This window comes from Micromonospora sp. NPDC047620 (assembly GCF_043205005.1).
Lineage (GTDB): Bacteria > Actinomycetota > Actinomycetes > Mycobacteriales > Micromonosporaceae > Micromonospora.
The window spans coordinates 96131-121244 of sequence record NZ_JBIDDG010000019.1 but is presented as its reverse complement, the minus strand read 5'-3'; the positions used below and the strand labels follow the sequence as shown (position 1 = coordinate 121244).

Below are 25114 nucleotides of genomic sequence, written 5' to 3'. Positions count from 1 at the left end.
GCTGATCCTCTTTTGGCTTGGGGCACCCCTCGACAATCTCGACGGAGAAAGCGATGACCATGACCGGAGAAAGAAACCCTGCGACGGGCAACCGGACGCAGCCGGCCAAGACCAGCGGCGCGCCCCTTCAACTCGCCGTCGCCACCCTCGGATTTCTGGTCAACTTCTGGGCGTGGGCCCTGCTCGGACCGCTGGGCCCGGGAATCAAGGAGCGGCTCGGCTTGAGCTTCGCCGCCCAGTCGCTGCTCGTCGCCGTGCCGGTGGTCGTCGGTTCGCTCGGCCGCATCCCGGTCGGGGCACTCACCGACCGGTACGGCGCGCGCCTGGTGTTTCCCCTGGTCAGCGTGGCGACGATCGTCCCGGTGCTGACGCTCACCGTGGTCAACTCCTACGCAGCGCTGATCCTGACCGGCTTCTTCCTCGGCATCGGCGGCACCGCGTTCGCCGTCGGCGTCCCGCACGTCTCCGGCTGGTACCCGCCGGCGCGGCGGGGCTTCGCCATCGGGCTGTTCGGCGTGGGCATGGGTGGCACGGCGATCGCGAACTTCACCACCGTCCGGCTGGCCGACGCCTACGGCGACCAGGCTCCGTTCCTGCTCGTCGCCGCGATCCTCGCCGGGTACGCGGTGCTGGCGTTCCTGCTGCTGCGGGACGCCCCCGGCCGCACCCGGCCCACCGGCTCCCCCTGGCGGCGACTGGCCGACGTCGGGCGGCTCACCGTGACCTGGCAGCTGTGTTTCCTGTACGCGGTCGGCTTCGGCGGCTTCGTCGCCTTCAGCGTCTACCTACCCGCCTACCTGGGCACCACCTACGAACTGAGCGCCGCCGACGGGGCGCTGCGCACCGCCGGCTTCGTGGTGCTGGCCGTGGCCGCCCGCCCCCTCGGCGGCTGGCTGTCCGACCGTCTGCACCCCGTGCCGGTGCTGGTGTGGTGCTTCGCCCTGGTGGCCGCCCTGGCCGTCGTCCAGGCCTTCGAGCCGTCGCTGATGCCGGTGGCCACGGTGGCCCTCCTCGGCATGGCGATCCTGCTCGGTGCCGCCAGCGGAGCCGTCTTCGCGCTGGTCGGCAAGGTCGCCCCGCCCGAGCAGGTCGGCGCGGTCACCGGGCTGGTCGGCGCGGCGGGCGGCCTCGGTGGATTCGTGCCGCCCCTCGTCATGGGCTGGGTGTTCGGCGCACAGGGCTCGTACTCGATCGGGCTGATGCTGCTGTCGGACGTGGCACTGGCCGCAGCGGTGTTTACCGCGGTGCGGATGGGCGGCCTCGCCCGTAGGTCCGGTCGGCAACCGGTCACCGCGTGAGATCCCGCGGTCGAGCGGCTGCCGTGGCGGCGGGCTCGCCCCGCCGCCACGGCAGTCCTAGAAGCTACTGACCAGCTTGACGAACGCGTCGTCGATCTTCGCTGGGTCGCGGGCGTCGAACGCCTTGCCCGCGGACGCCTTGGCGATCCGGTCCAGCGTCCCGAAATCGGACTGCTCATCAAAGGCGATGCAGAAAATCTTGATCGGTCGTTCCGGATCCAACGCGACATCTCGGAGCAGCCGGGCGAGATTGTTGTCCTTGTTGTACTCGTTCTTGCCGTCCGTCAGTACGACCACCGCGTTGATCCGGGACTGGTCATAGTGATCGAGCATGTGACGGTGCGCCGCCCGTACGGTGGCGTACAGAGCGGTGCCGCCCTCGACGTGGAGATTGTTGATCTCACTGGTGAGCGACCTCTGGTCGAACGCCGACAGCCGGACCTCCTCGCTGTAGGGCGACTTCGGCCGCTGTTCCGTCTCGGAAGAGAACGACCAGAGTGCGACCTGGTCCTCGGAGTTCAAGAGGCCAAAGCCCTTGGCGGCGGCCCTGGTCGCCACCTGGAACCTGGTCCGGTCACCGATCCTTGCGTTCATCGAACCGGACGTGTCGACGGCCACGAGGATGTTCGCCTTCTTGCGCAGCGTGCCCCAGCCGGTGAGGATCGCCTTGACCACGGTGGGATCCGGCGGGTCGAAATAGGTGAGATCTTGGGCCCCGCGCCCGCCGACGGAGGCGATCAGCGGACGGGACGCGTTCTGCTTGTGGTCGCGGAACCCGAGCCGGCTGAAGCTCTGCTGCTGCGGCGGCTCCTGAAGGAATGCCAGGAAGTCGGCAGCGGCGTCACGTTGCTCCGGGCTGGCCGAGGGGAGCACCACGTACGGGTGGTCTAGGTTGAACGTGCCCTCCTTCGGATACACCGCGACCAGCGGGACCCTCGGCTTCTCGCCCCGGGTCGGGCTCAGCTCCCCCTCGTTGTACTGGTAGACCAACTCCTCCTGCGTCACCACCGCGCTCATGTCCGTCGGAGCCGCCGTGCCGGACAGGTCCGCCTCGGCGCGGTCCTTCAGCAGATCCACGATGTCGTCGCTGTAGTGGGACACGTTGGCCTCGATGCGGCGGACGTACTGGGTCACCGCCGGATTCGCGAGGTCGCTCTCGGTGAGGTCACTGGCCCGGTTGATGGCCGCGTAGTAGCTCGCGATCGTGGCCGCCAGCCCAGAGGTGGACAGGTTCGGGTTGACCTTGCCGAACGTGAACCGCCCCCACTCGGGGCGACCGAAGGTGGCCCAGCCCGTGCGCCCAGACGAGCCCAGGATCTCACCCCAGCCGAGTGGACCCTGCTGTTGGAGCAGCTCTCCCTTCGGCTGCGGCATGGCGATGACCAGCGGGCTGTTCGCGATCGACGGGTACTGGCCGGGGGTCTGCGCCGGACGCCCGGCGGCCTCGTCCCGCAACTTCAACTGCCCGGTCCACAGGGTTGATGTCGGCAACCACACCTGCGGCCGTGGCAGGTTGGGCTGCTTGACTGACCATTCGCCGGCCAGCGCGTCCGTCGCCGCACCGGAGGAGAGGCCATGTACGGTCACAACGGCGCACCGGCCACCGACCCGCCGATTGCTCTTGTTGTAGCGTTCTGCCAGCTCGCCGAGCAGCACGTCCTTCTCGATCGACGAGCTGACCGCCAGCGGCGTGCACCCGACGTCCGCCGCCGGCCGGACGATCAGGTAGGCCGCCGCGATGACCGCGAATCCGGCCACGATGGCTACGGTGTACGGCAGCCACGGCCGGGCAGTCGATCGACCTGAAACCATTTGGTCCCTCCAGGGTGTCGGCTGACGGTGTCGACATCAGCCACCAGCCCGGCCGAGCCGCAGTGCGGTGCGGACCGGATCGTGTTCGTGGGTCAGGGCCGGGACCGGGGCAGGGTCGTGGCCTGGTCGGCTGTCGACGCCTTCCCGGGATTCGGCTCGGTGTTTTGGCCAGTGCGGCGGCGGGCAACAGGCCGGACGACGTGCACCACGACGAAGCGCCGCACAGGAGGGGGTGACCCCGTCGCGCGGCGGCGATCTCCTTCGCGAACTGAGACCTGATCCAGGGGCTCTGGTGCGGGTCGGCATTGATCATCTTGACCGTTGCCCGGTAGCCGTTCCGGTCCCTGCCCAGGTGGATGACGCCCTGGCCGCCCGCACCCAGCCGTCCGATCAGCTGGTAGGGCCCCGCCGTGCCTGGATCATGCGAACTCAGCGGCGCCGGGCATCGCTGTCCCCCCGTCAGCCCAGCCATTGTGACTCCCTTGACGAGCCGCGCCGATGCGACGGACGACAGAGGTATGGTGCCACGGCGCCGCCAGCCTGAAAGCCACTCGCCTTTCGGCGTGTCGTGTCGTCTCGCGGTTCGGCTGGACGGCGATGTCCGTGTCCCGGCGGAGGCCGCCGGCGACACCACGCCGGACCGGATGCAGCGGCTGCCCAACGGGTCGGCACGGGATGCCGACGCCGTCCGTGACGACCTGTTGTCAGGAGGGCGTCACCTCGAAGATGCCCCGGGCACCGCGTTCCGCGTCGACCATGGCGTGGCTGACGAACGGGTAGTGCCCGGGCTCGGGGAAGACCGTTTCGACGAAGCCGCCGGCGGCCGGAGTCAGCGAGAGCACCTGAGCCCCGCCGGGGTCGGCTGGCCGGCTCTCCCACCGCCCCTCGCGGTAGACGGTGTCGAACTGGGCGCCGACGACGTGGAAGGAGCTGTCCCGGTTGGGGCCGGCGTCGAGCAGCCAGACGCGGACGCGCTCGCCGGCCCGCGCGGGTAGCGGCCGGTGGGCGTACTGGGCGACGTAGCCGTTGAAGACGACGGCATCGGGCCGCTCCGCCTGCATTTTCGTCAGGTCGCCGGGCTCGCCGTCGCCGCCGAGGTACAGCTCGGACTGGACGAGGACGTACTCCCGGTCGACCTTGGGCAGGTCGGGCGGGTCGATGATCACCGCGCCGTACATGCCGTTGCCGATGTGGTGCAGCATCGGCATGGTCGAGCAGTGGTACATCCAGATGCCGGCCCGGGTGGCGGTGAACCGGTAGGTCAACCGCTGCCCGGGGTCGATCGGGCGCATCACCTCGTCCGGGGCGACCGCACCGGCGTGGAAGTCGATTCCGTGGTCGACCGTGCCGTCATTGATCAGGGTGATCTCGAAGGTGTCGCCGACCTTGCCACGCAGCACCGGCCCGGGGACCATGCCGTCGAACGTCCAGAGCTTCTGCCGTACGCCCGGGGCGACCTCGCGCTCCACCTCGCGCACCCGCAGTTCCCGCTTGTGCAGGCGACCGGGCGGGGCGGTTGGCGCGGCGGCGTCCCTGGCGGTGAAGGTCGCCGCGGGGGCGGCCATGGCGTCGACGCGCGGCACCTCCGCGCCGGGCATGGTGTGCCCGCTCTCGTGACCGGTGCCGGCCGGCGTGTCGGTGGTCGTGATCGTCAGCGTCATGCCGGCCTGGCGGTGCCCGGGCAGGGAGCACCAACCCGCCACCGGTCCGCCGATCACGCCGGCGTCCAGGCGCGCGGTCGCCCCACGGCCGATGGCGGCGGTCCGTTGGCCGGTGGCCAGGACGAGGTCGTGGCGGCGGTCGTCCCGGTTGGTCACCTCGATGACCAGGCGGTCGCCGCTCGGAACGGTGATCCGGTCCGGTTGGAACCGCATCCCCTGCGCGACCACGGAGACGGTGGTGGTGCGCCCGGAGGCCGGCACGGATCCGTTCGCGGTGGTGCCGGCATCGGACGGTGCGGTGGAGAGCCGCTGGCCGGCGACGCCGACCAGGACGGCGATCAAGACGAGGGTGAGGCCCACGGCGACGCCACCGAGGGGGCGGATCGGCGTGGTGGGGTCGGGCCCGGACACGGTTACCTCCGCGCGGCGAGTAGGACCCGCACGGCCGGCACGAGGAACTGCACCAGCGCGGCGAGGATCAACAGTGAGGTGGTGATGCGAACGAACGGGGGACTCGGCAGGGCGAACACCACCAGGGCCGCGTTCGCCATCGCCACCCGTTGCGGCCAGTTGCGGTCGAGGATGGCGATGCGGCGCCGCGCCGGCCCCGGTCCGCCACCGAGGACCACCGGCAGCAGGTAGCTCAACGACCCGATGAGGACCTGCGCGACGAAGCCGGCCAGCAACGGGACGAGCACGATCCCGAAGCGGCCCGCCGCCGCCTCCGGCCCGGTGCTGGCGAGCAGGGTCGCGGTGTCGACGGCGAGCGCGACGAGCAGCCAGCCGGCGGCCGCCGCGATCGACCAGGTGGCGAAGGAGGCGGGCGGCCGGGCGCGGGCGGCGGTGATGGCGGGGCGCAGCGCGGTCAGCGCGCCGAGGACGAAGAGCACCAGGCCGACCCCGATGACCGTACGCCACCAGGCGAGCAGCCCGACGCCGAGCAGGACGAGTCCCGTGGTCAGCAGGGGCAGGGCGAGCGTGGCGGCGTGGGCGGCGCCGGCGGCCATCCGGGCGCGCAGCACCGTCGGCCAGAGCGTCAGCAGCGTGCCGAGGACGGTGAGGGTGACCCAGCCGAGCAGGTTGACGTGGGCGTGGAAGAGCGTCAGCCGGGGACGAGTGGCGTCGTCCACCACCAGCATCCAGGCTCCGACCGGGATGCCGACGCCGATCGCGAGGGTCGCCGCGAGGTAGTAGTGGACGGTGACCGTGAACCGGCCGGGCAGTGCGGCGCGCAGGCGACCGGCCAGCCAGTGGGCGTGGGCGGCGATCGCGGTGAAGACGAGGGCCGCGCCGGCGACTCCGACCCACGGCCGGCCAACCAGGGCGCCGAACAGCACCGCCACCACGCCGACATTGAGGACGGCGAGACGGGCCGTCTCCCCGCGGCGGTTCGGCGGCGCCGGAGCGCGCAGCACGGCGACGGTGAAGTGGGCGCTCCACACCATGATCGCGTTGGTCACCGCCCCGAGCAGGAGAAGGTGGATCGCCAGCCAACGCCAGGACGGCAGGAACGGGTGACTGAAGGCGAGGACGACCAGCCCGGCCAGGTACGCCATCGGTAGCGCGCTCACTCGCCGGTGCCAGCCGGCCCGGCCGGTCCCCGTCGACGGAGGCGTGGCCGCCCGGTCCGTCACGGCCATCACCTCACCGCCATCGGAACGGGTCGGGTCGGCGACGTGTCCCGGTTCCGGGGCGGTCGCAGCGAAGACACCACCGCGAGGCCGACGAAGGCGAGGACCGCGAGGACGTTGGCCACGCCGGCCCCACGCCACACCGGCTGCACCCGCAGGGCGTCACCGATGACGACCCGCACCAGGAGGGAGGCGTGCAGCAGCGCCAACGGCGCGTACAGCAGGCGCTGGTACGGCAGGGGCCGGCGCAGCACGGCCGGCAGGATCACCGGGGCGTGCACGAAGATCATCGACATGGTGAACCCCAGGAAGACGGCGTGCAGGGTGGCGTCGTAGCGGGGGCCGTCAGCGCTGGCGCCTGCCCCGGCCCAGAGCAGGCCGGCCAGTCCCAGCCAGGCGTAGCCGGCGAGCAGGCCCAGCGCCACGTACCGGGGCAGACCCCGGCTCCGGACGGTGCGGCGGGCGACGTCGAAGGCGGCGAGCCAGGCCACCACGGCGAGCAGTCCCGCGCCGAACAGGTACGGGCCGATGCCGGGCCAGACGGCGGTGGCGGTCACGCCGGCCATCAGTGCCGACAGGGCGCCGAGGAACCACCGACCGGCGCGCGCGGGCAGCGCCACCCGCGCCAGTTCGAAGCGTTCCCCCGCGATCGTGGCCACCACGAACGTGGCCAGCCACGGCACGATCTCGGCCACGGTGAGTCCGGCGAGCCAGAGCAGTGTGGCGGCGTACCAGGCCAGCGCGCCGGCAGCCTGGGCGAGCAGCGCGACGCCCGGCTGACGCCGCCAGATCTGCCGGTAGACGCCGAGCAGGAGGACCGAGGCGACCATCAGCAACAGGCGGGCGGTGAGGCTCGGCCCGGTGAGCACCAGCAGCAGGGCGCCGCCGCCGGAGCAGGCCGGCGCGAGCAGGGCCCAGCGGTCGCCCAGTGCCACCGCCCGCTCCAGGGCGATCAGGGTCCCGACGAAGCCGAGGACCATCAGCGGCCCGTGCACCTCTGCCAGCTGTCCCGGGGGCGCGGGTACCCGGGTGCCGAGCAGCAGCAGGGCCGCGTACAGACCGGTGAGCAGGGCGACCCCGCCAGCGGCGAGGGCTGGCAGCCGCCAGGCGACGGGTATCGGCCGGGGCGTGGTCATGACCGGCCCGAGCCGGACGATGCCGGAGGCAGGGAGAGCCGCACGAGGTTGCGGATCGCCGTCCGGCTCTGGGTGCCGAGGGCCCGATGGCGGGGAGTGTCGATCGTCTCCCCAACCGGCCCTTCTCGACGGGTTTTCACGATGGTTAACGTTACAACGTCAAACGGCATCAAAACCCGGGAGGGCGCCATGTCACAGTCGGAAGCGACCGCGGACCGCCAGGCGGCCGAGGCGGTCGTACGGCACCACGCCGCACTCGCCACCACCCTCGACACGCTGACCAACCACCTGGTGGAGGCAGCCGGCTGCGGCGACGACGCGGAGGCGATGCGCGCTCGCGACGAACTCGTCCGGTGGCTGCACGCCGAGCTGCTGCCGCACGCGCACGCTGAGGAGGCCGCCCTGTACCCCGCCGCGGCGGCACTCGCCGAGGGGAAGCTGCTCGTCGACGGCATGCTCGGTGAGCACAAGGCGATCGTCGGGCTCGTCTCCGAGCTGGCCGGCCTCACCCGCGCGGTGCCCGCGGCAGCGGCCGCCCGCGCCCTCGCCGCGCTGTTCGCGGTGCACCTCGACAAGGAAAACCACCTGGTCGTACCGCTACTGGTCGGAGCCGCGGACGTCTCGCTCGCGGGGTTGCTCGCCGGCATGCACGACCTGCTGGGTGAGGCGACGCCGGCCGCCGGGGGCGGGTGCGGCGGCGGCTCCTGTGGTTGCGGCGGGGACGCCCCGGCCGGCGCAGGCGCGGCGCCGGTGTTGAGCATCGACCCCCGGCTGGACGTCCGGGACCTGCCGCACGGGCAGCGGCACGCTACCGTGCTCGCCGCCCTTGACGGGCTGCGGGCGGGAAACGCGCTGGTCCTGGTCGCGCCGCACGCGCCCCGGCCGCTGCTCGCCGAGATCGACCAGCGCTACGGCGGCGCGGTGACGACCGAGTGGCTGCAGGACGGCCCGCAGGTGTGGCAGATCCGGCTGAGCCGGACGCTCACACCCAGCTGACCGGCACGACGACGGATTGCGGGACGCGGGGCGGTGTGACCACCGCCCCGGCGCCGGCGGGTCTTTCGGCCTGGCTGGCCACGCCGCACCGGGTGGACGATCGAACCGCGCCTGGAGGAAGGGAGAAGGACATGTGCAACTACTGCGGCTGCCGCGACTTCCCGCTGATCGGCCGGCTGTCGGCCGAGCATGACGAGATCGCCAACGCGGCCGGCGAGCTCCGCCGGGCCATCCTCGCGGAGACCGACGACAGGCTGGCCACCCTGGACGCCCTGCTCTCCCTGCTGCTGCCGCACACCGCGACCGAGGAGAGCGGCCTCTTCGTCGAACTGCGCGAGGAGGGCAGCCTGGCCGAGGCCGTCGACAAGCTCTGCGCCGAACACGACGACATCCACGGCGTGCTCGGTGCGGTGGACCGGACGGCCCCGGACTGGCCCGCCGTGCTCGCCGCCATGGACCGGCTGCACCGGCACATCGACAACGAGGAGCACGGGCTTTTCCCGGCCGCCGTGATCGCCCTGCCCATCCCGGCGTGGGACCGGATCACCGGCATGGCGGAGGTCGATCCGGCGACGTCGTAGGTACGGGTACGCCGTGAGCCCCGTCCGACCCCTTTGGACGTTCGACCCGTTTCGTATGCCGACAGCCCGCTTTCGGCACCGTCAGCTACGCGGGACGACGTAGCGTGATGGCGGGTTAAGTTTTGCTTATCGCGTTGCCGGTCAACGAGGGAAGCTCGGTACCTTGCCCGAATGCGACACATCAAGACCGTAATCGCCGCGCTCGTCGTGGGTCCGCTGGCCTGGGTCCTGCTCGCCGCTGGACAAGGCCGGTCGCTGCGGGTGTTCGGGGATGCGCAGGAAAGTGGTGGTGCCCTCGACCCTGACGCTCTGCTGAAGCCGTTGCTGGTGCTTGCGGCTGCTGGCCTTCTTCTCGGACTCATCGCCACCGTACGGATTTCCCCGCTCGGCTCGGTGCTGACCGGACTGGCGTATTCGATCAGCTACGTAGGCCTGTTGTTCAGCCCGGCGCGGCTGCTGGATCTACTCGGTCACAAGCTGAGCGTGGCGGGTTACCAGATTGACCTGCTCACCCCCGTGCGGACCGGGACGACGCTGCTGCTGGGCTCACTGCTCCTGGTCGGGGTCGCCAGTGCCCAGCGGTGGCGGCGCTGGCCGCAGCCGGACGCCGATGAGCCGGCGGGCGTTGTCCCCGACAAGATCATTCCGGCGGTATCGGAACGGGACCGCCCGCTCGGTGCGGATGGACTCCGCCCGCTCGGTGCCGACGGGCTCGGGTCGACGAAACAGGCGGAGGATCCGACGAAGCCGGGTAGGGCCGACGAACCGGAGCCGGCGATGGTCGGCGGTTCCCCCTGGACCGATTCGCTGCCCGGCGATTCCACGAAGGAGCCCTGGCGGTCGGGCTTTCCAGTTCACCGGCGACCTCGTTCCTGACGTACGACACGCCGGTCGAGCTGGTCGAACAGATGGTCCGGCTGCTCCGTAACTCCGTCGGGGACGTCTCCCCGCGCTGCCGAGCAGTGCCTGGACGCGGGTGAACGCCCCGTCGTCGACCCGCAGTTCGTAGGCGAGGGCGCCGAGTAGTAGGTCACCCGGCCGCCGGGCTCGAGGCCGTGGTCGACCGCCGGCGCCAGACCTGTTCGAGTTCGGTGAGCATGGATGCCGCCGACCGCACCGCCGCCCGTCGCCGCTGGCCAACTGCTCGCGGCCGCTGTCGGCGAGCGCGTGGAGCAGGGCGTCCGCCCGGTCGGCGTCTTCCTCGGTCACGAGGGCGCACGCACAACCGTCTGGTTGTGCGTGCGCCTCGTTTCGCTTCCGTGGCTGTCGTGCCGATCGACGTGGTTCGGCGCCGCGCCGAGTCGCGAGCTCGTTACGCCGAGTGCTGCGCGCGGCGGTTGATGGCCGGCCGCCTGCATCTGCGGTTCGGCGGCAGGGTTGACGTGGCCAGGCGTGGCATGGATTCTTGTTACTGGTATAGACCGGTCTGGCTTGGCTGATCTCGGTGGGGAGTCGAGGATGCGGCGCGGAGCTCAGGTGCCGTTCGGCGCCGCGACTGTCGTGATGGCTGTGGGTCAACCTGGGCGGCATCCGCACGAGCGAGTCCGGTTGCACCGGCCCGGCTCAGCCAGTCGCCGGGAGGCCCGTCGCGCGGGCGCGAACCCCCGAATCCGCCAACCGGCCGCCTGCCTGCTGACCCACCGGAGCGGCGGACCTCGGGCCCCAGCCTTCGTGGCGCTCCGCCCGGTGTGCGCCACGCCGGGATACCTGCCGATACCAAGCGCCAGCCACATTGAAGGAGTGGAGGTGTGATGTTTCTGTCGCGTTCGTTTCGTGGCTATCGCCGCGCCGGAATATTCGCCGGGTTGGTCGGGCTCGCCATCGGGCTGGTGAGCTCTCCTCCTGCTCGGGGCGAGGCCCAGGCTCCTGATCGGGTGGATGCGGCGCGAATTCTTCCGGTGCCGCAGCACGCAGCGCCGCGTCCGGGGTCCGTCGTCCTGCCCGGCAATGTCGATGTCGTCGCGGGTGCGGCTGTGGATTCGGCGGCCGAGGAATCGCTCGTGGATCTGCTCGGGGCGCACGGTGTCACAGCCAGGGTCGTCCGAAGCGCGGACATGTCGACGTCGCGCCCGTTGATCCTCCTCGGTGGACCGCGCGAGACGTCGGCGAGCACCATCGTGCTGGACGCCCTCGGGGTCGAGGGGCCAGCGGGGTTGCCCGGCGAGGGGTACGTCCTGGCGGCCGGGCCTGATCGTCTCGGGCGACCGCGGATCGTCCTCGCGGGTGTGGACGGCCCCGGCACCTTCTACGCCGTGCAGTCACTGCGTCAGCTGCTCGTGTCGGAAGGCTCCCGGGTAACGGTTGACGGTGTAGCGGTACGCGACTGGCCGGGTTACCGAATTCGTGGCGGCATGGAGTCGTTCTACGGACCGGTGTGGTCGCAGGAGGACCGGCGCTCGCAGATCGAGTTCCTGGCTCGGCACAAGATGAACCAGTTCTTCTACGGGCCTGCGGACGATCTGCGTACCGGCTCGAACTGGGACTCCCTCTACGACGAGGCGGAACTGGGCCGGTTGAGGGAGATCGTGGACCTGGCGCGGTCGCGTCATGTCGATTTCGTGTACCGGGTCTCGCCGGAGGCGCCCTTGGCACCCGGTCAGGGGATCTGCCACGTGCGCGAGTCCGACCGGGCCAAGCTGCTGGCCCGCTTCGCGCAGTTGTGGCAGATCGGGATCCGCAGTTACGTCATCGCCTGGGACGACGTGTCCGGTAACTTCGCGTGCCAGGAGGACCGGGACGCCTACCAGGGCGACTCGTCGCCGCTCGCCGCCGCCCAGGCCGGGGTCACCAACCTGGTCCAACGCGAGTTCATCGAGAAGCACCCCGGCGCCACCCGTCTGGTGACCGTGCCGACCGAGTACTGGGGCATGGCCCGTACGCCGTACAAGAACCGGTTCGACGAGTTGGTGAGCGCCGACGTCGACCTCTGCTGGACCGGGCCGGAAGTGGTCTCGCCGAGCATCACCAGGGACGACCTCCGGGCCGCGCAGGCCGCCTGGCCGCGGCACCGGATCATGCTCTGGGACAACTACCCGGTCAACGACTACAGCCCCAACCGGCTGCTGTTGGGCCCACTGGTGAACCGCGACGCCAGCATGGCGGACGACGTCATCGGCATCTCGTTCAACGAACTCGTCCAGCACCAGGAGGCCTCGCTGATCTCACTCGGCACGCAGGCCGACTACGCCTGGAACCCCGGGGCCTACGACCCGGAGCGCTCATGGACGCGCACGCTGCAGACCGTCGGCGGCGACGCCTACCAGGAGCTTCGGCTGTTCGCGGAGAACAACCGGGCCAGCGTCCTCGACAACACCGCACGGCCGCAGTTCGCCGCGCTCATCAACCGGCTCATCGCCGAGTACTCGGCGGGCCGGCCGGTGGGCGACGAACTCGAGCAGCTCGATCGTGAGATGCGCCGCCTGGCGGACCTGCCCGCCGCGCTCCGGGCGCGGCTCGACAACCCCGCGCTGCTCAAGCAGATCGGGCCCTGGCTGGACCGCGTCGGAATGACTGGCCAGGCAGGCCGGGCGGCCGTGGCCATCCTCCGGGCCCAGGACCGGGGGGACGGCGAAGCCGCCTGGCTGGCACGACGGGATCAGGCGCGGGCCCGCGGCATCCTCGACCGGACGTGGCACCAGATCAGTCCCGGTCCGGTCGACGACCTGCTCAGCTTCGCGGCCTCCCAGAGCGACGGCTACATCGGTGACCGCTGGTACGGCGACCTTGGGGCTCCCACGGGCCTACCGGCTGCCACCCAGGGGTCGGCGCTGGGCAACCTGACCGACCGGCGCGACGACACGGCGTACGTCGCCGCCGGCAAGCCGCAGGACGGCGACGCGATCACGGTTCCGATCACCAAGCCGCACTGGCTGTCGGCGGTGACCGTGGTGCAGGACGCGACCGCTCCCGCCGACGGCATGATCCAGGCGCTGGTCGACGGCGCCTGGGTGGATCTCGGACCGCTCGCTGACGGGTTCACCAAGGTGCCGGCCACGGACCTCGCGGCCAGCGCGGTACGCATCCGGTGGACATCGGGCAGCGCGGCCCCGCGCATCTACGAGATCGTCCCGCACTACTCTGACGTGTTCAGCGGCACCGTGTCGGTCGATCCGCCGGGATCGCTCATCGCGCCCGGGAAGACGAAGCGGTTCCAGGTCACCTTCGAGGTGTTCGCGGACCACCGGATCAGTGGCCAGGTGAGCGCCACCGGCCCGGCTGGCTGGACCGTCGACCCGGCGAAGCAGGTGTTCCGTGCCCAGCCGGGTGGCCGAACCATCGGCGCGAGCGTGCCGGTGGAGGTGACCGTCCCGGCCGGTGCAGAGACGGGACGCCACCAGGTGACGGTGTCCTTCGCCGAGGACGGCGCGCCACCGGTGAACGTGTCGCTCCCGATCCTGGTCGGGGAGCAGAGCTACCCGAACCTCGTGACCGGGGCGAACCCGGCCGGCTACTGGCGGCTCGGCGACGCGACCGACTCCAGCACCGCCGTGGACGGCTCCGCCAGCCGGCAGAACGGCACCTACCTGGCCGGTGCCCACGCGGGGGCCGAGGGTGCGATCACCGGTGACCGGGCGGCGGACCTCTCCGCCGGGTACATCGAGGCGCCGCGAAGCCCGCGAACCGACCTCCAGGGCGCGTTCACCCTTGAGGCGTGGGTGAAGCTCGACACGCTCGCCCCGGCGCCGGGGCAGGCGATCATCGAGAGTTACAGCGGGCCGGCGGTCAACGGGTATGCGCTGAGGGTGACGGACGGCGTCCTGCAGGCGTGGTCGCTGGGCGCTGCCGGAAAGGGGTACGGCCTCGTGACCGGCCGCACCCGGCTGACACCGAACACGTGGCACCACGTCGCCGCCGTCTTCGACGGGTCACGGCTGACCGTGTACCTCGACGGGGTGGCGGACAACAGCGTCGCGACGTCGGTGTCGCCAGGCAGCGGTACGGCGAGCGTCAAGCTCGGTGGCCGCGGAGACGACGCGAACCAGCGACTCCAGGGCGACCTCGACGAGGCGGCGATCTACGACCGGGCCCTGACCGCGGCCGAACTCGAGGCGCACCACCTCACCGGTCTCGGCTGACCGGCCTCCGCCGATGTGCGTCAGCCCTCCGGCGACGGGGGGCTGACGTGCATCTGGATGGCGTAACGATCCCCGCGGTAGAGCGAACGGCCGAACTCCACGACCTTTCCCATGTTGTCCACCGAGATGCGCTCGATCAGGAACGCCGGGCTGTCCTCCGCGACTTCGAGCCGCTTTGCCTCGGCGTCGGTCAGCCGGGCGATGGTGACCGTCTGCCGCGCCGATTCCAGCCGCACCCCGAAGACGCGGCCCAGCACCTCGTACAGCGAGTCGTCGCGCCCCATCACCGCCGGCAGGTTGGGGAACCGCGCCGCGGCGAGGTTGGTCCGCTCCAGCGCCATCGGGATGCCGTCCGCGGTGCGGATCCGCTCGATGTAATGGGTCGGCTCGCCCGGGGCGATGTCGAGGCTGGCGGCGACGGCGCGGGTGGCCGGGCGGGTGCGGGCGCGGTACGACTTGGCGCCCGGTGTCATGCCGCGCATCCGCATGTCCTCGCTGAACGAGCGGAAGATCTCCGAGTGGGTCAGCGTGGGGTGCTGCACGAAGGTCCCGCGCCCGGGCACCCGCCGGACCATTCTCTTCGCCTCCAGCGCGTCGATGGAGCCCCGGACGGTCATCCGGGCGACGCCGAACCGTTCGGCGAGGACCCGCTCCGAGGGAAGCAGCGCGCCGTCCCGCGAGCTCAGGACCATGGCGGTGAGCACGTCTCTGATGTGCTCACCCTTGCCGCGGTTGTGCTCCGCCAGCAACGATTCAAGCGCCCCGTCGCTCGGCTCGTGTCGCCTCCTTGGCACGGACCCGATCCCCTTTCCCCGTAGTTGGAGCCATCCTACGGGCAGTTTCCGCCCCGCCGTCGACATCGATGCAACCCGTTGACCTCCGGTCTATACCAGTATTACGCTCGGCGCGTCCGCAGGTCTCGAGGATGGCGGCCATGACGATCGGAGACGAGATGCCCAGAAGATTCGGTGTGATAGGGGTGGTGGCGACACTCGCCGTCACCCTTGCCGCCTGCGCGCCGGGCGGCAGCGGGGATGGCGGTGGCGACGCCGTCAACCTGAAGGTCTGGGGCTGGCGGCAGGAGGACGTCGCGGCGTACAAGAAGATCTTCCAGATCTACGAGAAGGCCCACCCGGGCGTGACCGTGGAGTACGTCCCCTACAAGAACACCGAGTACGACACGATCCTCAAGACCGGGCTCACCGATGCCAACGGTCCCGACGTCGCGCAGCTGCGCTCCTACGGACTGCTCCAGCCGCTGGTCGGCTCCGGCAGCCTGGTGCCCCTCGACGACCAGGTCGACAAGCTGGGCGGGTTCCCGAAGCCGATCCTCGACGGCGCGAAGGGCGAGAAGGACGGGCGCGTCTACGGCGTTCCGTTCGCGATCCAGACGCTGCACGTCATCTACAACAAGAAGATCTTCGCCGACAACGGCATCGCCGCCCCCACCACCTGGGCGGACATGATCGCGGGCTTCGACAAGCTCAGCAAGGCCGGCGTCACCCCGCTGGCGAACACCGTCACCGACAAGTGGATGCTGCCGATCGAGCAGGAGATCTTCGGAGCCACCACGTACGGCGGCCCCGACTACCTCACCAAGATGCTCAACGGCTCGGCGAAGTTCACCGACGCGCCCTGGGTGAGGTCGCTCGAGACCTGGAAGAGCACCCAGAAGTACTGGCCGGCGCAGGCGTCCGGGGTGAACTACAGCGACGCGCAGGCCCTCTTCACCTCCGGCCGGGCCGCCATGTTCCCCGGTGGCGTGTGGGAGCTCGCCGGGTTCAAGAAGGCCAACCCCCAGCTCGACATGGGCATCTTCAACGTGCCGCCGGCGCCCGGCGCGGCGGTCGACAAGACGCTGGTGCCAGGCTACGTCGACGGGTCGTTCGGCGTCTCGGCGAAGTCCCGCCACCGGGACGCGGCGCTGGACCTCGTGCGGTGGATGGCGACGGAGGAGTTCGGCAAGGCGCTGTCCAACGAGCTTCAGCAGATCTCCCCGGTACCGGGCGTCGAGCCGCAGGACGAACTCCTGGCGCAGGCACTCAAGGGGTACCAGGCGAACCCCAGCCCGTACGTCACCTACGCGTACTTCTCCGGCGGCACACCCACCGCCTGGGACCTCGCCTCCGAGGCGTTCTCCGACTACGTCCTGGGCCGAAGCAACGCCGCTGATGTGGCCGCACATATCCAACGAGGGGTCGATCAGTGGTTCCGGCCCAAGAACTGACGGTCCGTCCCGCCCGGCGGTCACGCCGCCGGGCAGGACGGGTCTCGGCAGGGTGGATCACGTCGTTCTGCCTGCCGGCGTTCGCGCTCTACGGGCTGTTCCTCGTGGTGCCGCTCGTCACCGCCTTCTACTACGGGCTGTTCCGCTGGGACGGCACCCGCCAGGGGGAGTTCGTCGGGATCGGCAACTACCGGGAGATCCTCACCCGCTACCCGCTGAGCGACGAGATCCCCGCCGCGCTCGGACACAACGTGCTCTTCTTCGTCGGCACCATGGCGATCCAGAACACCATCGGGCTCGGCCTGGCGGTGCTCCTGCATCGCAACCCCTGGGGCAAGCGGCTGTTCCAGACGCTCTTCTCGCTCCCGTACCTCATCAGCCCGCTCATCGTCGGGTACATCTGGTCGCTGTTGCTGAGCCCCACCTTCGGCCCGATCAACTTCGCGCTCAGTACGGTCGGCCTGGACGCCTGGGCGCGCCCGTGGCTCGGCGAGCCGGACCTCGCCCTGCCGGTACTGATCCTGGTCAACGCCTGGCAGTGGATCGGCGGACCGATGCTCATCTTCGGCGCCGCTCTGGCCGGCATTCCCCGGGAGTTGGAGGAGGCGGCCGCGATGGACGGCGCGTCATCGACCCGGGCGTTCTGGAGCATCCGGTTCCCACTTCTGATGCCGGCGGTCGGAGTGATCACCGTGTTGACGTTCATCGGATGCTTCAACATCTTCGACCTCGTCTACGCGCTGGGCGGTTCCGACGGCGGGCCCGGCGGCGCCATGGACGTGCTGGGTCTGCTCTACTACCGGACCGCCTTCCAGGGCGGCAGCAACGCGATCGGAGAGTCGTCGGCGTTGGCCATGCTGATCTTCGTGCTCATCTTCGGCGTCTCCCTGGCCCTGGAGCGGGTGCTGCGCCGTCGGGAGGTCCACTAGATGCCTACCACCCTTCGTGCCGCCCCCCGCCGGGCATGGAAGGTCAGAGCCGAGACCGTACGTCCGCGCGGCACCCGCCAGCGTTCGCTGTTGCACGGCGCGGGCAGCCAGCTCCTCCTGTGGACGTACGCCGCGATCGCCTTCGGCCCGCTGTTGCTGGTGCTGATCGGCTCGCTCCGGCCCAACGCGGAGATCCTCCGCACGCCGGTCGGCCTGCCCACCTCGTTCGACCTGAACAACTACACCCGCGCGTGGCAGACCGCGTCGATCTCGACGTACTTCGTCAACTCCCTCACCGTCACCTGCGCTTCCGTGGCGTTGTGCGTCAGCGCGTCGGCGATGGCCGCCTACGCCCTGGCCAGGTGGAAGTTCCGGGGCCGCGCCCTGCTGGCGGCGTTCTTCCTGTCCGGGTTGATGATTCCCGCGAAACTCGGCCTGCTGCCGGTGTTCTACATGTTCCAGTCGATGGGACTGATCGACAGCCGGATCGGGCTGGTGCTGCTCTACGCGGCGAGCGGAATCCCGTTCTCGGTCTTCGTGATCATGGGCTTCATGCGGGGACTGCCCGGTGAGCTGGAGGAGGCCGCGCGGATCGACGGGGCGAACGAGGGCCGGCTGTTCGTGTCGGTCGTCCTGCCCCTGATGCGGCCGGCGCTCGCGGTGGCGACCGTCTTCCAGTTCGCGCCGACCTGGAACGACTTCTTCTACCCGTTGGTGCTGCTGCGCAGCGGCGACAAGTACACCATTCCGGTCGGGCTGACCCGGTTCTTCGGCGAGTTCGCCGCCGACCGCGGCACCCTGTTCGCCGGACTCGTGATCGCCCTGGTGCCGCTGGCCGTGGTGTTCGCACTCGCGACCAAGCAGATTGTGGCCGGGCTGACCGCAGGGATGTCGCGATGACCACGACGATCACCATCGACGGCGGCAAGTCGGAACTTCGGCTGCTGCTGCGTACCCCGGCGGGCCGCCAGCTCGGCGTCGGCCCGGGGTTCTCCTACCGGCCGGACGAGGACGGCGTCGACCGGATTCTGGCAGCCGTTCGTGGCGCCGCGGCGACGATCTCCCTCCCCGCACGGGTGGCCGGCGTGGTCGCCGGCCTGACCGGGGTACCGGGGGAGCGCGCCGAGCGCCGGCGGCTGGCCCTCGCCCTCGAGCGGCAGTTCGGCGGCCGGGCCGTGGTCGTGGAGGACAGCATCCTCGCGCACGCCGGCGCTCTCGGCGGTCCCGGCGTACTGCTGTGTGTCGGGACCGGGACGACCGTGCTCGCGGTGGACGCCGGTGGCGACCACGCCCGGCTCGACGGATGGGGTCCCCACCTCGGTGACCGGGGCAGCGCGTACGCCATCGGGCTGGCCGGAATGCGCGCCGCCACCGGGTCGCACGACCAGGTCGGGCCGGCAACGGTACTGGCCGACCGTCTCGTCACCGCGCTCGGCGGCATCGACCTGGCGTCGCTGCAGCGTTACTACCGGGACCCCGCCATGGTCGCCCGTACCGCGGCCTTCGCCCGCGACGTGCTCGACGCGGCCGCGCAGGCCGACCCGGTGGCGGGGCGGATCTGCGCCCAGGCCGCGGCCGATCTCGCCGATGCGGCGCAGGTGGCAGCCCTCCGCCTCGGCCTCAGCGGGGCAGCCCGACGGGTGTCCTTCAGCGGACGGCTGCTAGCCCCAGGTAACGCGCTCCACCAGGCGCTGGCGGCTGAACTCGAGGCCAGGGGGCTGTCCCTGGTCGCCCCCAGAGCGGAGCCGCTCGATGGCGGTCCGGCGCTGCTGAGCGCTGTCGACCCCTACGCACGACTGCTGGCGAGCCACGGAATCGGTGGCGACGCATGAGGGTCGGACACGGGGTGGTGCGGCTCGAGGTCGTGCCCGGAGAACCCATGGGTGGCTACGCCGACCGCTCCGACGGCGTCCAGAACGTGCTCGACCCGCTGGAGGTTCATGCCGTCACGTTCGCCGACGACGGCCACCGGTTCGCGCTGGTGGTCGCGGATCTGATCTGCGTCAATGCCGACGTCGTCGAGCGGATCCGGAGCGCCATGCGGGACATCGGCGTGCAGTCCTGCTGGGTCGCCGCCACCCACACCCACGCGAGTCCCGAGGCGGGCTGCAGCCCCGGCGGCGAGGCCACGCCACGGCACCTCGCCGACCGGCTCGAAGCCGCATCGCTGGCGGCCGCACGGTCCGCCATGGAGTCCGAGCGCGCCGCCAGACTCGGCTGTGTCCGCACACTGGTTCCCAAGCTGGCGGGTCGCCGTAACGTCGCCGACGCGGGCCCGCTGGACATTCCCGTCGACACCCTCACGGTCACCGCGGGTGCCGACGTGGTGGGGATGGTCGTGGTCTCTCCGGTCCACCCGACCATCCTTCCCGCCGACAACAACCATGTGAGCGCGGACCTGAACGGCGGCATCCGGCGGGCGCTGTCCGCACCAGGCAGGTGGGTGGTCGTCGCCACCGGTGCCGCCGGCGACATCAGTACCCGGCAAACCCGTCAGGGGCGGGGGCTCGACGAGGTGGATCGGCTCGGGGCCTGGTTGGCCGACCGGGTCCTACCGGTGCCGCCGCACGTCGGCGGGAGCACCCCGACGCCGGTACGGCCGCCGATCTCGCGAACCGTCACACTCGCCCCCAAGCAGCCCGCGGAGCTCGACGTAGCCCTGCGGCAGACGCCGCTGCCGGTGGGCAAGGACGAACGCATCCGCTGGGTCCTGCAACAGGGGAGGCGGATCGCGGAGGAGCAGGTGGCCCGCCGTCGCACCGAACCGTACGTCATCGACGTGGAGGCGGTGGACCTCGACGGGGTCACGGTCGTGGCCGTCCCCGGCGAGCTGTTCCTGGAGCTGGGCGAAACGATCCGTTCGGCAGCGCCCGACCAGGTGGGGGACATCGTGGTCCTCGGCTATGCGAACGGCTACCTCGGCTACCTACCCGCCCGCGACACGCAACCCTGCTACGAAACCTATGTCAGTCCGGTCACCTCGGGCAGCGGCGAGATCGTCGTCGAGGCTGCCGTCGAAGCCGCCATCGAAGCCGTCGGCGACCGTGAACACTCCAGGAGGATCAGTGCCTGAGCCGGCCTACGCCACCATCGCCCGGAACGCACTCGAACAGGTTCTGGCCACGGAGCTCGACGCCATCGAGGCCGCAGCCGGGCTCGTCGCCGACGCCATCGCCGCCGGTGGCGTCCTACAGGCGTTCGGGACCGGCCACTCGCGGATCGTCACCCTCGAACTCGCCGGGCGTGCCGGTGGGCTCGCCGCCGTCAGCATGCTGGCGGTCAAGGATCTCGTGATGTTCGGCGGCGCCGACCCGGGGCCGATCCTCGACCCGACGTACGAGCGCGAGTCCGGCCTCGCCGAGCGGATCTACCGCCTCGCCGCACCCTCCGAGCACGACGCCTTCCTCATCGTCTCCAACTCCGGCCTCAACGCCGCCGTCATCGAGATGGCGGCGCTGGCCCGCGACCGCGCGCATCCGATCGTGGCAGTCACGTCGCTCGCCCACACGCGCTCGGCCGCTGCACGTTCCACCCAGGGACCGCATCTCGCTGACCTGGCGGATGTGGTGATCGACAACCACGCGCCCGCAGGAGACGCGGCACTGGAGATCACCCCGGGAGTTCGGACAGGTGCGGTTTCGTCGTTCACCGGAGTCCTCATCGCGCAACTCCTCACCGAACTGGTCTGCCGCCGGCTGTTGGCCCGCGACGTCGAGCCGCCCGTCCACGTGTCCGCGAATCTTGCTCAGGGCGACGCGCACAATCGCGGCCTCTATGAGCGGTACCGGGATCAGGTCCGGCCGATCGAACCCTGATCCGCCACGGACGAGGGCTTCCAGGCGTCGGGGGGAGAAGTTTCATCGGGGAAGTCCTGGTTGAGTCGGCCTGGAGCGCGTGCCTGCGTTGCCGCTGGTCCGTTTCTTCAGGCCGCTCGCCGAACCCGCCGTGCGCGTCTCCGCGCAACGGGCTCGGCCGCGTTTGTGCGTGAGGCGCGCCTGCTCGGTGCGGACGATGGCCAGATCGTATCGATGGTCGCTCGGACGCTGGGCCGTTGAGTTCGCTTCAGCCAGCTACCAGTTTGGGGTAGGTGCTGCGGAGAGGCGCGCAGACGACGCATCTTGACCTCTGGTCTATACCAGTATTAGCGTCTGCCGCATCTGCCCGAACGCGCGGGTGGCCCCCGGGCACCGAGTGCACGGCCGCCAGCCCGCGTCGCGGTTACCAACTCGATGAGGAGCAGGGCTGATGGCTGCTAGAAAAAATACGAACCGATGGGCATGCATGGCTGCACTCCTGGTGGCTTGTCTCGCGGCCGGGGGAGTCGTCCTGGCGCCGGTTACAGCAGCGGCGCCGGCTTCACCCCGGGCGGCGTCCGGGCCGCCAGCTGGAGACGCCATGCCTGACGGGCCAATCGGTCGTCCAGACCAGCCGGCGTTCCCCGACGGATACGTCCAGCGCGTCCAGGCGGCCCTGCGGCAAGGGGCCGACACATGGGGCGAGCAGCTCATGGCGCTGCCTGACGGCCCGACGATGGCAAACATGCGGGACCTTCTCGTACCAGCCAACCACGGCGACGACTTCTGGCACGACACCCGGTGGAACAACCTTCCATTGACATACCCGATGCCGGACCTCAAGATCTTCAGCGCGCAACGGGACTTCAGCTTCCACTTCACCGACGGCAGCCAGATCAACTCGGACTTCGCCGACGGGCGGACTCGGCAGTGGGTCAAGTTCTACGTCGGCGACGGGACTGAACTCTACGGGTCGGCCGAGACCAGGCTTGACGAGCCGACGCTCGCCGATGGCTACCAGCCGGTGCTGCAGAACCGCTACACCGACCGCCAGGGACGGACCTATGAACGGGAGTCCTACGTCACCCGGTTCTCCGGCTCCGCTCGGCTCATGAGCATGATCCGCTTCATCGTCCGGCCGGGGAACTCCGGCCAGACGTCGGCCACGCTCCGCGTCAACCTGAACGGCATGTACGTTGCCGGGGCCGTGGCTGCCGAGAACAACCTCAAGGTGGGCGACAAGCTCGCGCTCGCCTACAGTGGCCAGGCTGCGTGGAGCGCACCGGATCTGACCTACACCCTCGACCTCAGCAAGGGCCCGGCGGAGGTCCACCTGCTCATGATGAACCAGCCCCAGGCGCTCGGGACGGTCGTCATGGACAGCAGCGGATACGACGCCAGGCGGGCACAGATGACTGCCTACTGGAAGGGCCAGCTCGACACCGGGAGTGGGGTGCAGATTCCGGAGAAGTACGCCGCCGACGCCATGCGGTCCATGCTGCTGGCCAACCTCGTCATGGGCTACAACCTCACGATCGGCAACGGCTACGAGCTGCCCGACGACCCGAAGTTCGCATGGATCCCCGAGGTGGTGGCCACGGTGGGGTCGCTCGGCGACTTCGGCTACGCGCCGCGCACCCGGCAGACGATGGACGAGTTCCTCGTCCGGGGGCAGTACCTTGACGGGTTCACGACCTGGGAGCGGGGTATCAAGCTCCAGGCGGCCGCGAGGTACCACCTCCAGACCGGGGACTCCGGACTCATCACGGCCCACCTGGCCACCTTCAAGGCGTGGCTCAACGACATCGCGGCCCAGCGGAGCAACGACCCCAACGGGCTGCTCGCCAAGACGAGCCTCTATTCCGACAACAGCGCACGGGCTCACGGCATCCACCACCAGGCAGACGTGTGGCGTGGCCTGCGCGACATGGGTGTCGTCCTGCGTCTCATCGGCCGCCCCGACGACGCGGCCGCCTTCACCGCACAGGCAGACGGGCTACGGGCCGCGACCCTCGCCGCGATCGACCGGAGCAAGACCCAGTTGCCCGACGGCTCGGTCTTCGTGCCCGTTGCGCTGCTCGAGCCGAACGACTTCGACCCAGCCGGGATGATCACGAACTCACCGCAGGGCAGCTACTGGAACCTCATCATGCCGTACGCCCTGGGCAGCGGCTTGATCGATCTCCAGAGCCCTATCGGTCAGGGGCTGACGACCTTCCTCAACAAGCACGGCGCCACGTTCCTCGGGCTCACCCGGTTCAATCTCAGCGGTGAGCCGGTCGAGGCGTGCCAGACCCGCCCTGCTGGCCCGTGGCCCGCAGCGGACGGTTACCGCTCGAGCGGCGTCGACCAGCAGTACGGCTGGTCCTACCTCAAGTATCTCGACCAGATCGGTGATGCCGATCGGATCGGGCTGACGTTCTACGGCATGCTCGCCCAGGGCTTCACCCGCAACACCTTCATCGGGGGCGAGGGCGAAACCGTCGCGCCGTGCCCGATGGAGTACTACCGCTCCCAGTTTCGGGCACCCCTGTCACCGAACAACGCCACGTACCTCAAGGCGCTGCGGGGGATGCTCGTCAACGAGACCCTCGACGCCGCGGGTGTGCCGACCGAACTCGACCTCGCGCCGGCAACGCCCAAGCCGTGGCTGTCCGACGGCCAGACGGTCGGGGTCACCAAACTGCCGACCTTGTTCGGCCCGGTGACCTACTCCATCACCTCGGCCGTTGCCCGGGGCACGATCGAAGCCACGGTGACGCCCCCGCCCACCCTGGCGGGTCGCCCCGGGCTCCAGCAGGTCAAGCTGCACCTACGACTGCCAGCCGGCTATCGGCTGGAGGCCGCAACCGCCAACGGCGCGGCAGTCGCCGTCGAGGGCGACGCCGTGACGGTACCGGGCACAGGGACGACGACCGTTCGGGCTACGGTGTCGCGTGTTCAAGTGGGCCAACTGTCCCGGGCGCAGGTCGTTGCGACCGAACTGGCGACCATGGTTGCCCCGGGGACGACGACCAATCTCGGGATGCTCGTCGAGATGTCCGGGACCGCAGTTGTCCAGGGCCGGATCTCGGTGGACCTTCCGAACGGATGGACGCCACCGTCCGAGCAGATCCTGTTCAGCCGCAACGCCAAGAACGGGCTCGCTTGGCAGCAGGTCCGCATGCGCGTCTCGGTCCCGGAGAATGCGGCGCCGGGCGACTACCGGATCGTCATGACCGCCCGCCCGGATGGCGGGGAGCCGAGGGCGTTCACCACGACCGTGACGGTGGCCAGGCCGGCTCCCGGGACCTACGCCGACCTGGTGCGGGCCGACGGCGCCGTCGGTTACTGGCGGCTCGACGACAGCGGGGCGACAGTGCTCGACAGGTCCGGGCACGGCAACAACGGGGTCGTCCGGGGATCCGTGATCCAGGGCCAGCCGGGGCCGCTGGCCGATGGGAACAGCCGGTCGATGAGCCTTGAGGGCGGCTACATCGAGGTACCCGATTCGGCAAGCCTGAGCCTGACCGGCCCCTATGCCCTGGAGGCATGGGTCTACGTCCGGGAGGGCGGCGACCAGGGCGTGCTGGAGAAGTACGACTCGCCCGCCCGTAACGGGTACCTCCTGCGCCTGGGTGCGAAGAACCGGCCGGCGGCGATGAACCTCTCGGACTCGCTGTCCACCACCGGTCCGGTCGGTGCCCCCGTGCTGCAGTGGGGCTGGCACCATCTGGTGTCCGTCTTCGACGGCTCGACGCTCAAGGTCTATCTCGACGGCACCGAGCGCGCATCCGTGCCGATCAGCCGGGTGCCGACCGACGGGGCTGCCTCGCTGAAGATCGGGGCACGAGGGGATGACGCGGCGAACCGCTTCGGCGGATGGATGTCCGAGGTCGCCGTTTACGATCGCGCGCTCACCCCGGACAAGGTGAAGGCCCACTACGTCAAGGGTGTGACGGTCGTGAGACGGTGAAGCCTGTTGATCAGTCGAC

At 70.4% G+C, this 25114-nt stretch carries 17 protein-coding genes; 12 read left to right on the top strand and 5 right to left on the bottom strand.

Annotation, left to right across the window (positions count from 1 at the left end):
* The first annotated feature begins 59 nt into the window (after window positions 1–59).
* The gene (locus ACGF5C_RS23030; protein WP_393304681.1) at window positions 60–1298 is read left to right on the top strand and encodes a nitrate/nitrite transporter; all 1239 of its coding nucleotides are present in this window, start codon (window positions 60–62) and stop codon (window positions 1296–1298) included.
* Window positions 1299–1355: 57 nt separating this feature from the next.
* Here ACGF5C_RS23030 and ACGF5C_RS23025 read toward each other — a convergent pair whose 3' ends face one another.
* The 4 genes from ACGF5C_RS23025 to ACGF5C_RS23010 form a co-directional block, all read right to left on the bottom strand.
* Window positions 1356–2954, bottom strand: a complete 1599-nt coding sequence (locus ACGF5C_RS23025) for an extracellular solute-binding protein (RefSeq protein WP_393304662.1) — start codon at window positions 2952–2954, stop codon at window positions 1356–1358.
* Window positions 2955–3814: 860 nt separating this feature from the next.
* Window positions 3815–5182, bottom strand: coding sequence for a multicopper oxidase domain-containing protein (locus ACGF5C_RS23020; protein WP_393304660.1), 1368 nt, complete (start codon window positions 5180–5182; stop codon window positions 3815–3817).
* Between the two features lie 2 nt (window positions 5183–5184).
* Complete coding sequence (locus ACGF5C_RS23015; RefSeq protein WP_393304658.1) at window positions 5185–6342, bottom strand: hypothetical protein; 1158 nt, start codon at window positions 6340–6342, stop codon at window positions 5185–5187.
* 68 nt (window positions 6343–6410) lie between these two features.
* Window positions 6411–7538, bottom strand: coding sequence for a hypothetical protein (locus ACGF5C_RS23010; RefSeq protein ID WP_393304656.1), 1128 nt, complete (start codon window positions 7536–7538; stop codon window positions 6411–6413).
* Between the two features lie 189 nt (window positions 7539–7727).
* Between ACGF5C_RS23010 and ACGF5C_RS23005 the strand changes: the two genes are divergently transcribed.
* The 4 genes from ACGF5C_RS23005 (at window position 7728) to ACGF5C_RS22990 (ending at window position 14190) form a co-directional block, all read left to right on the top strand.
* Entirely contained in the window at window positions 7728–8534 is an 807-nt protein-coding gene (locus ACGF5C_RS23005; RefSeq protein ID WP_393304654.1) for a DUF2249 domain-containing protein, read from the top strand.
* A gap of 131 nt (window positions 8535–8665) precedes the next feature.
* Window positions 8666–9115 (top strand): hemerythrin domain-containing protein, encoded by a 450-nt coding sequence (locus ACGF5C_RS23000; protein WP_393304652.1) that lies wholly within the window; start codon window positions 8666–8668, stop codon window positions 9113–9115.
* Window positions 9116–9286: 171 nt separating this feature from the next.
* Window positions 9287–9991: a hypothetical protein gene (locus ACGF5C_RS22995; RefSeq protein ID WP_393304650.1), complete on the top strand. Its 705-nt coding sequence runs from the start codon at window positions 9287–9289 to the stop codon at window positions 9989–9991.
* Window positions 9992–10866: 875 nt separating this feature from the next.
* Complete coding sequence (locus ACGF5C_RS22990; protein ID WP_393304648.1) at window positions 10867–14190, top strand: beta-N-acetylglucosaminidase domain-containing protein; 3324 nt, start codon at window positions 10867–10869, stop codon at window positions 14188–14190.
* Window positions 14191–14210: 20 nt separating this feature from the next.
* Here the strand turns inward: ACGF5C_RS22990 and ACGF5C_RS22985 are convergent, their stop codons facing one another.
* Window positions 14211–14984, bottom strand: coding sequence for a GntR family transcriptional regulator (locus ACGF5C_RS22985; RefSeq protein ID WP_393304646.1), 774 nt, complete (start codon window positions 14982–14984; stop codon window positions 14211–14213).
* A 140-nt stretch (window positions 14985–15124) separates the two neighbouring features.
* On the opposite strand from ACGF5C_RS22985, the gene ACGF5C_RS22980 reads away from it, so the two are divergent.
* The 7 genes from ACGF5C_RS22980 to ACGF5C_RS22950 all read left to right on the top strand — a co-directional run bounded on the left by ACGF5C_RS22980 (window position 15125) and on the right by ACGF5C_RS22950 (window position 25095).
* A complete protein-coding gene (locus ACGF5C_RS22980) occupies window positions 15125–16417 on the top strand; it encodes an ABC transporter substrate-binding protein (protein WP_393304644.1) in 1293 nt (430 codons plus the stop codon).
* A complete protein-coding gene (locus ACGF5C_RS22975; RefSeq protein WP_393304642.1) occupies window positions 16396–17346 on the top strand; it encodes a carbohydrate ABC transporter permease in 951 nt (316 codons plus the stop codon). The genes ACGF5C_RS22980 and ACGF5C_RS22975 overlap by 22 nt, the downstream gene beginning before the upstream one ends.
* Window positions 17347–18246: a carbohydrate ABC transporter permease gene (locus ACGF5C_RS22970; RefSeq protein ID WP_393304640.1), complete on the top strand. Its 900-nt coding sequence runs from the start codon at window positions 17347–17349 to the stop codon at window positions 18244–18246.
* On the top strand, window positions 18243–19178 hold the full coding sequence (locus ACGF5C_RS22965; RefSeq protein ID WP_393304638.1) for an N-acetylglucosamine kinase: 936 nt from the start codon (window positions 18243–18245) through the stop codon (window positions 19176–19178). Before ACGF5C_RS22970 ends, ACGF5C_RS22965 begins: the two co-directional genes overlap by 4 nt.
* Window positions 19179–19192: 14 nt before the next feature.
* Window positions 19193–20419 (top strand): hypothetical protein, encoded by a 1227-nt coding sequence (locus ACGF5C_RS22960; protein ID WP_393304636.1) that lies wholly within the window; start codon window positions 19193–19195, stop codon window positions 20417–20419.
* Complete coding sequence (locus tag ACGF5C_RS22955; RefSeq protein WP_393304634.1) at window positions 20412–21161, top strand: sugar isomerase domain-containing protein; 750 nt, start codon at window positions 20412–20414, stop codon at window positions 21159–21161. The genes ACGF5C_RS22960 and ACGF5C_RS22955 overlap by 8 nt, the downstream gene beginning before the upstream one ends.
* Window positions 21162–21627: 466 nt before the next feature.
* On the top strand, window positions 21628–25095 hold the full coding sequence (locus ACGF5C_RS22950) for a LamG-like jellyroll fold domain-containing protein (RefSeq protein WP_393304632.1): 3468 nt from the start codon (window positions 21628–21630) through the stop codon (window positions 25093–25095).
* The last annotated feature ends 19 nt before the right edge of the window (window positions 25096–25114 follow it).

Bases quoted from the DNA above. Each gene is read 5' to 3' on its own strand.
- ACGF5C_RS23030 (WP_393304681.1), top strand. From the start codon at position 60: ATGACCGGAGAAAGAAACCCTGCGACGGGCAACCGGACGCAGCCGGCC.
- ACGF5C_RS23010 (WP_393304656.1), bottom strand. From the start codon at position 7,538: ATGACCACGCCCCGGCCGATACCCGTCGCCTGGCGGCTGCCAGCCCTC.
- ACGF5C_RS23005 (WP_393304654.1), top strand. From the start codon at position 7,728: ATGTCACAGTCGGAAGCGACCGCGGACCGCCAGGCGGCCGAGGCGGTC.
- ACGF5C_RS23000 (WP_393304652.1), top strand. From the start codon at position 8,666: ATGTGCAACTACTGCGGCTGCCGCGACTTCCCGCTGATCGGCCGGCTG.
- ACGF5C_RS22995 (WP_393304650.1), top strand. From the start codon at position 9,287: ATGCGACACATCAAGACCGTAATCGCCGCGCTCGTCGTGGGTCCGCTG.
- ACGF5C_RS22990 (WP_393304648.1), top strand. From the start codon at position 10,867: ATGTTTCTGTCGCGTTCGTTTCGTGGCTATCGCCGCGCCGGAATATTC.
- ACGF5C_RS22980 (WP_393304644.1), top strand. From the start codon at position 15,125: ATGACGATCGGAGACGAGATGCCCAGAAGATTCGGTGTGATAGGGGTG.
- ACGF5C_RS22970 (WP_393304640.1), top strand. From the start codon at position 17,347: ATGCCTACCACCCTTCGTGCCGCCCCCCGCCGGGCATGGAAGGTCAGA.
- ACGF5C_RS22965 (WP_393304638.1), top strand. From the start codon at position 18,243: ATGACCACGACGATCACCATCGACGGCGGCAAGTCGGAACTTCGGCTG.
- ACGF5C_RS22950 (WP_393304632.1), top strand. From the start codon at position 21,628: ATGGCTGCACTCCTGGTGGCTTGTCTCGCGGCCGGGGGAGTCGTCCTG.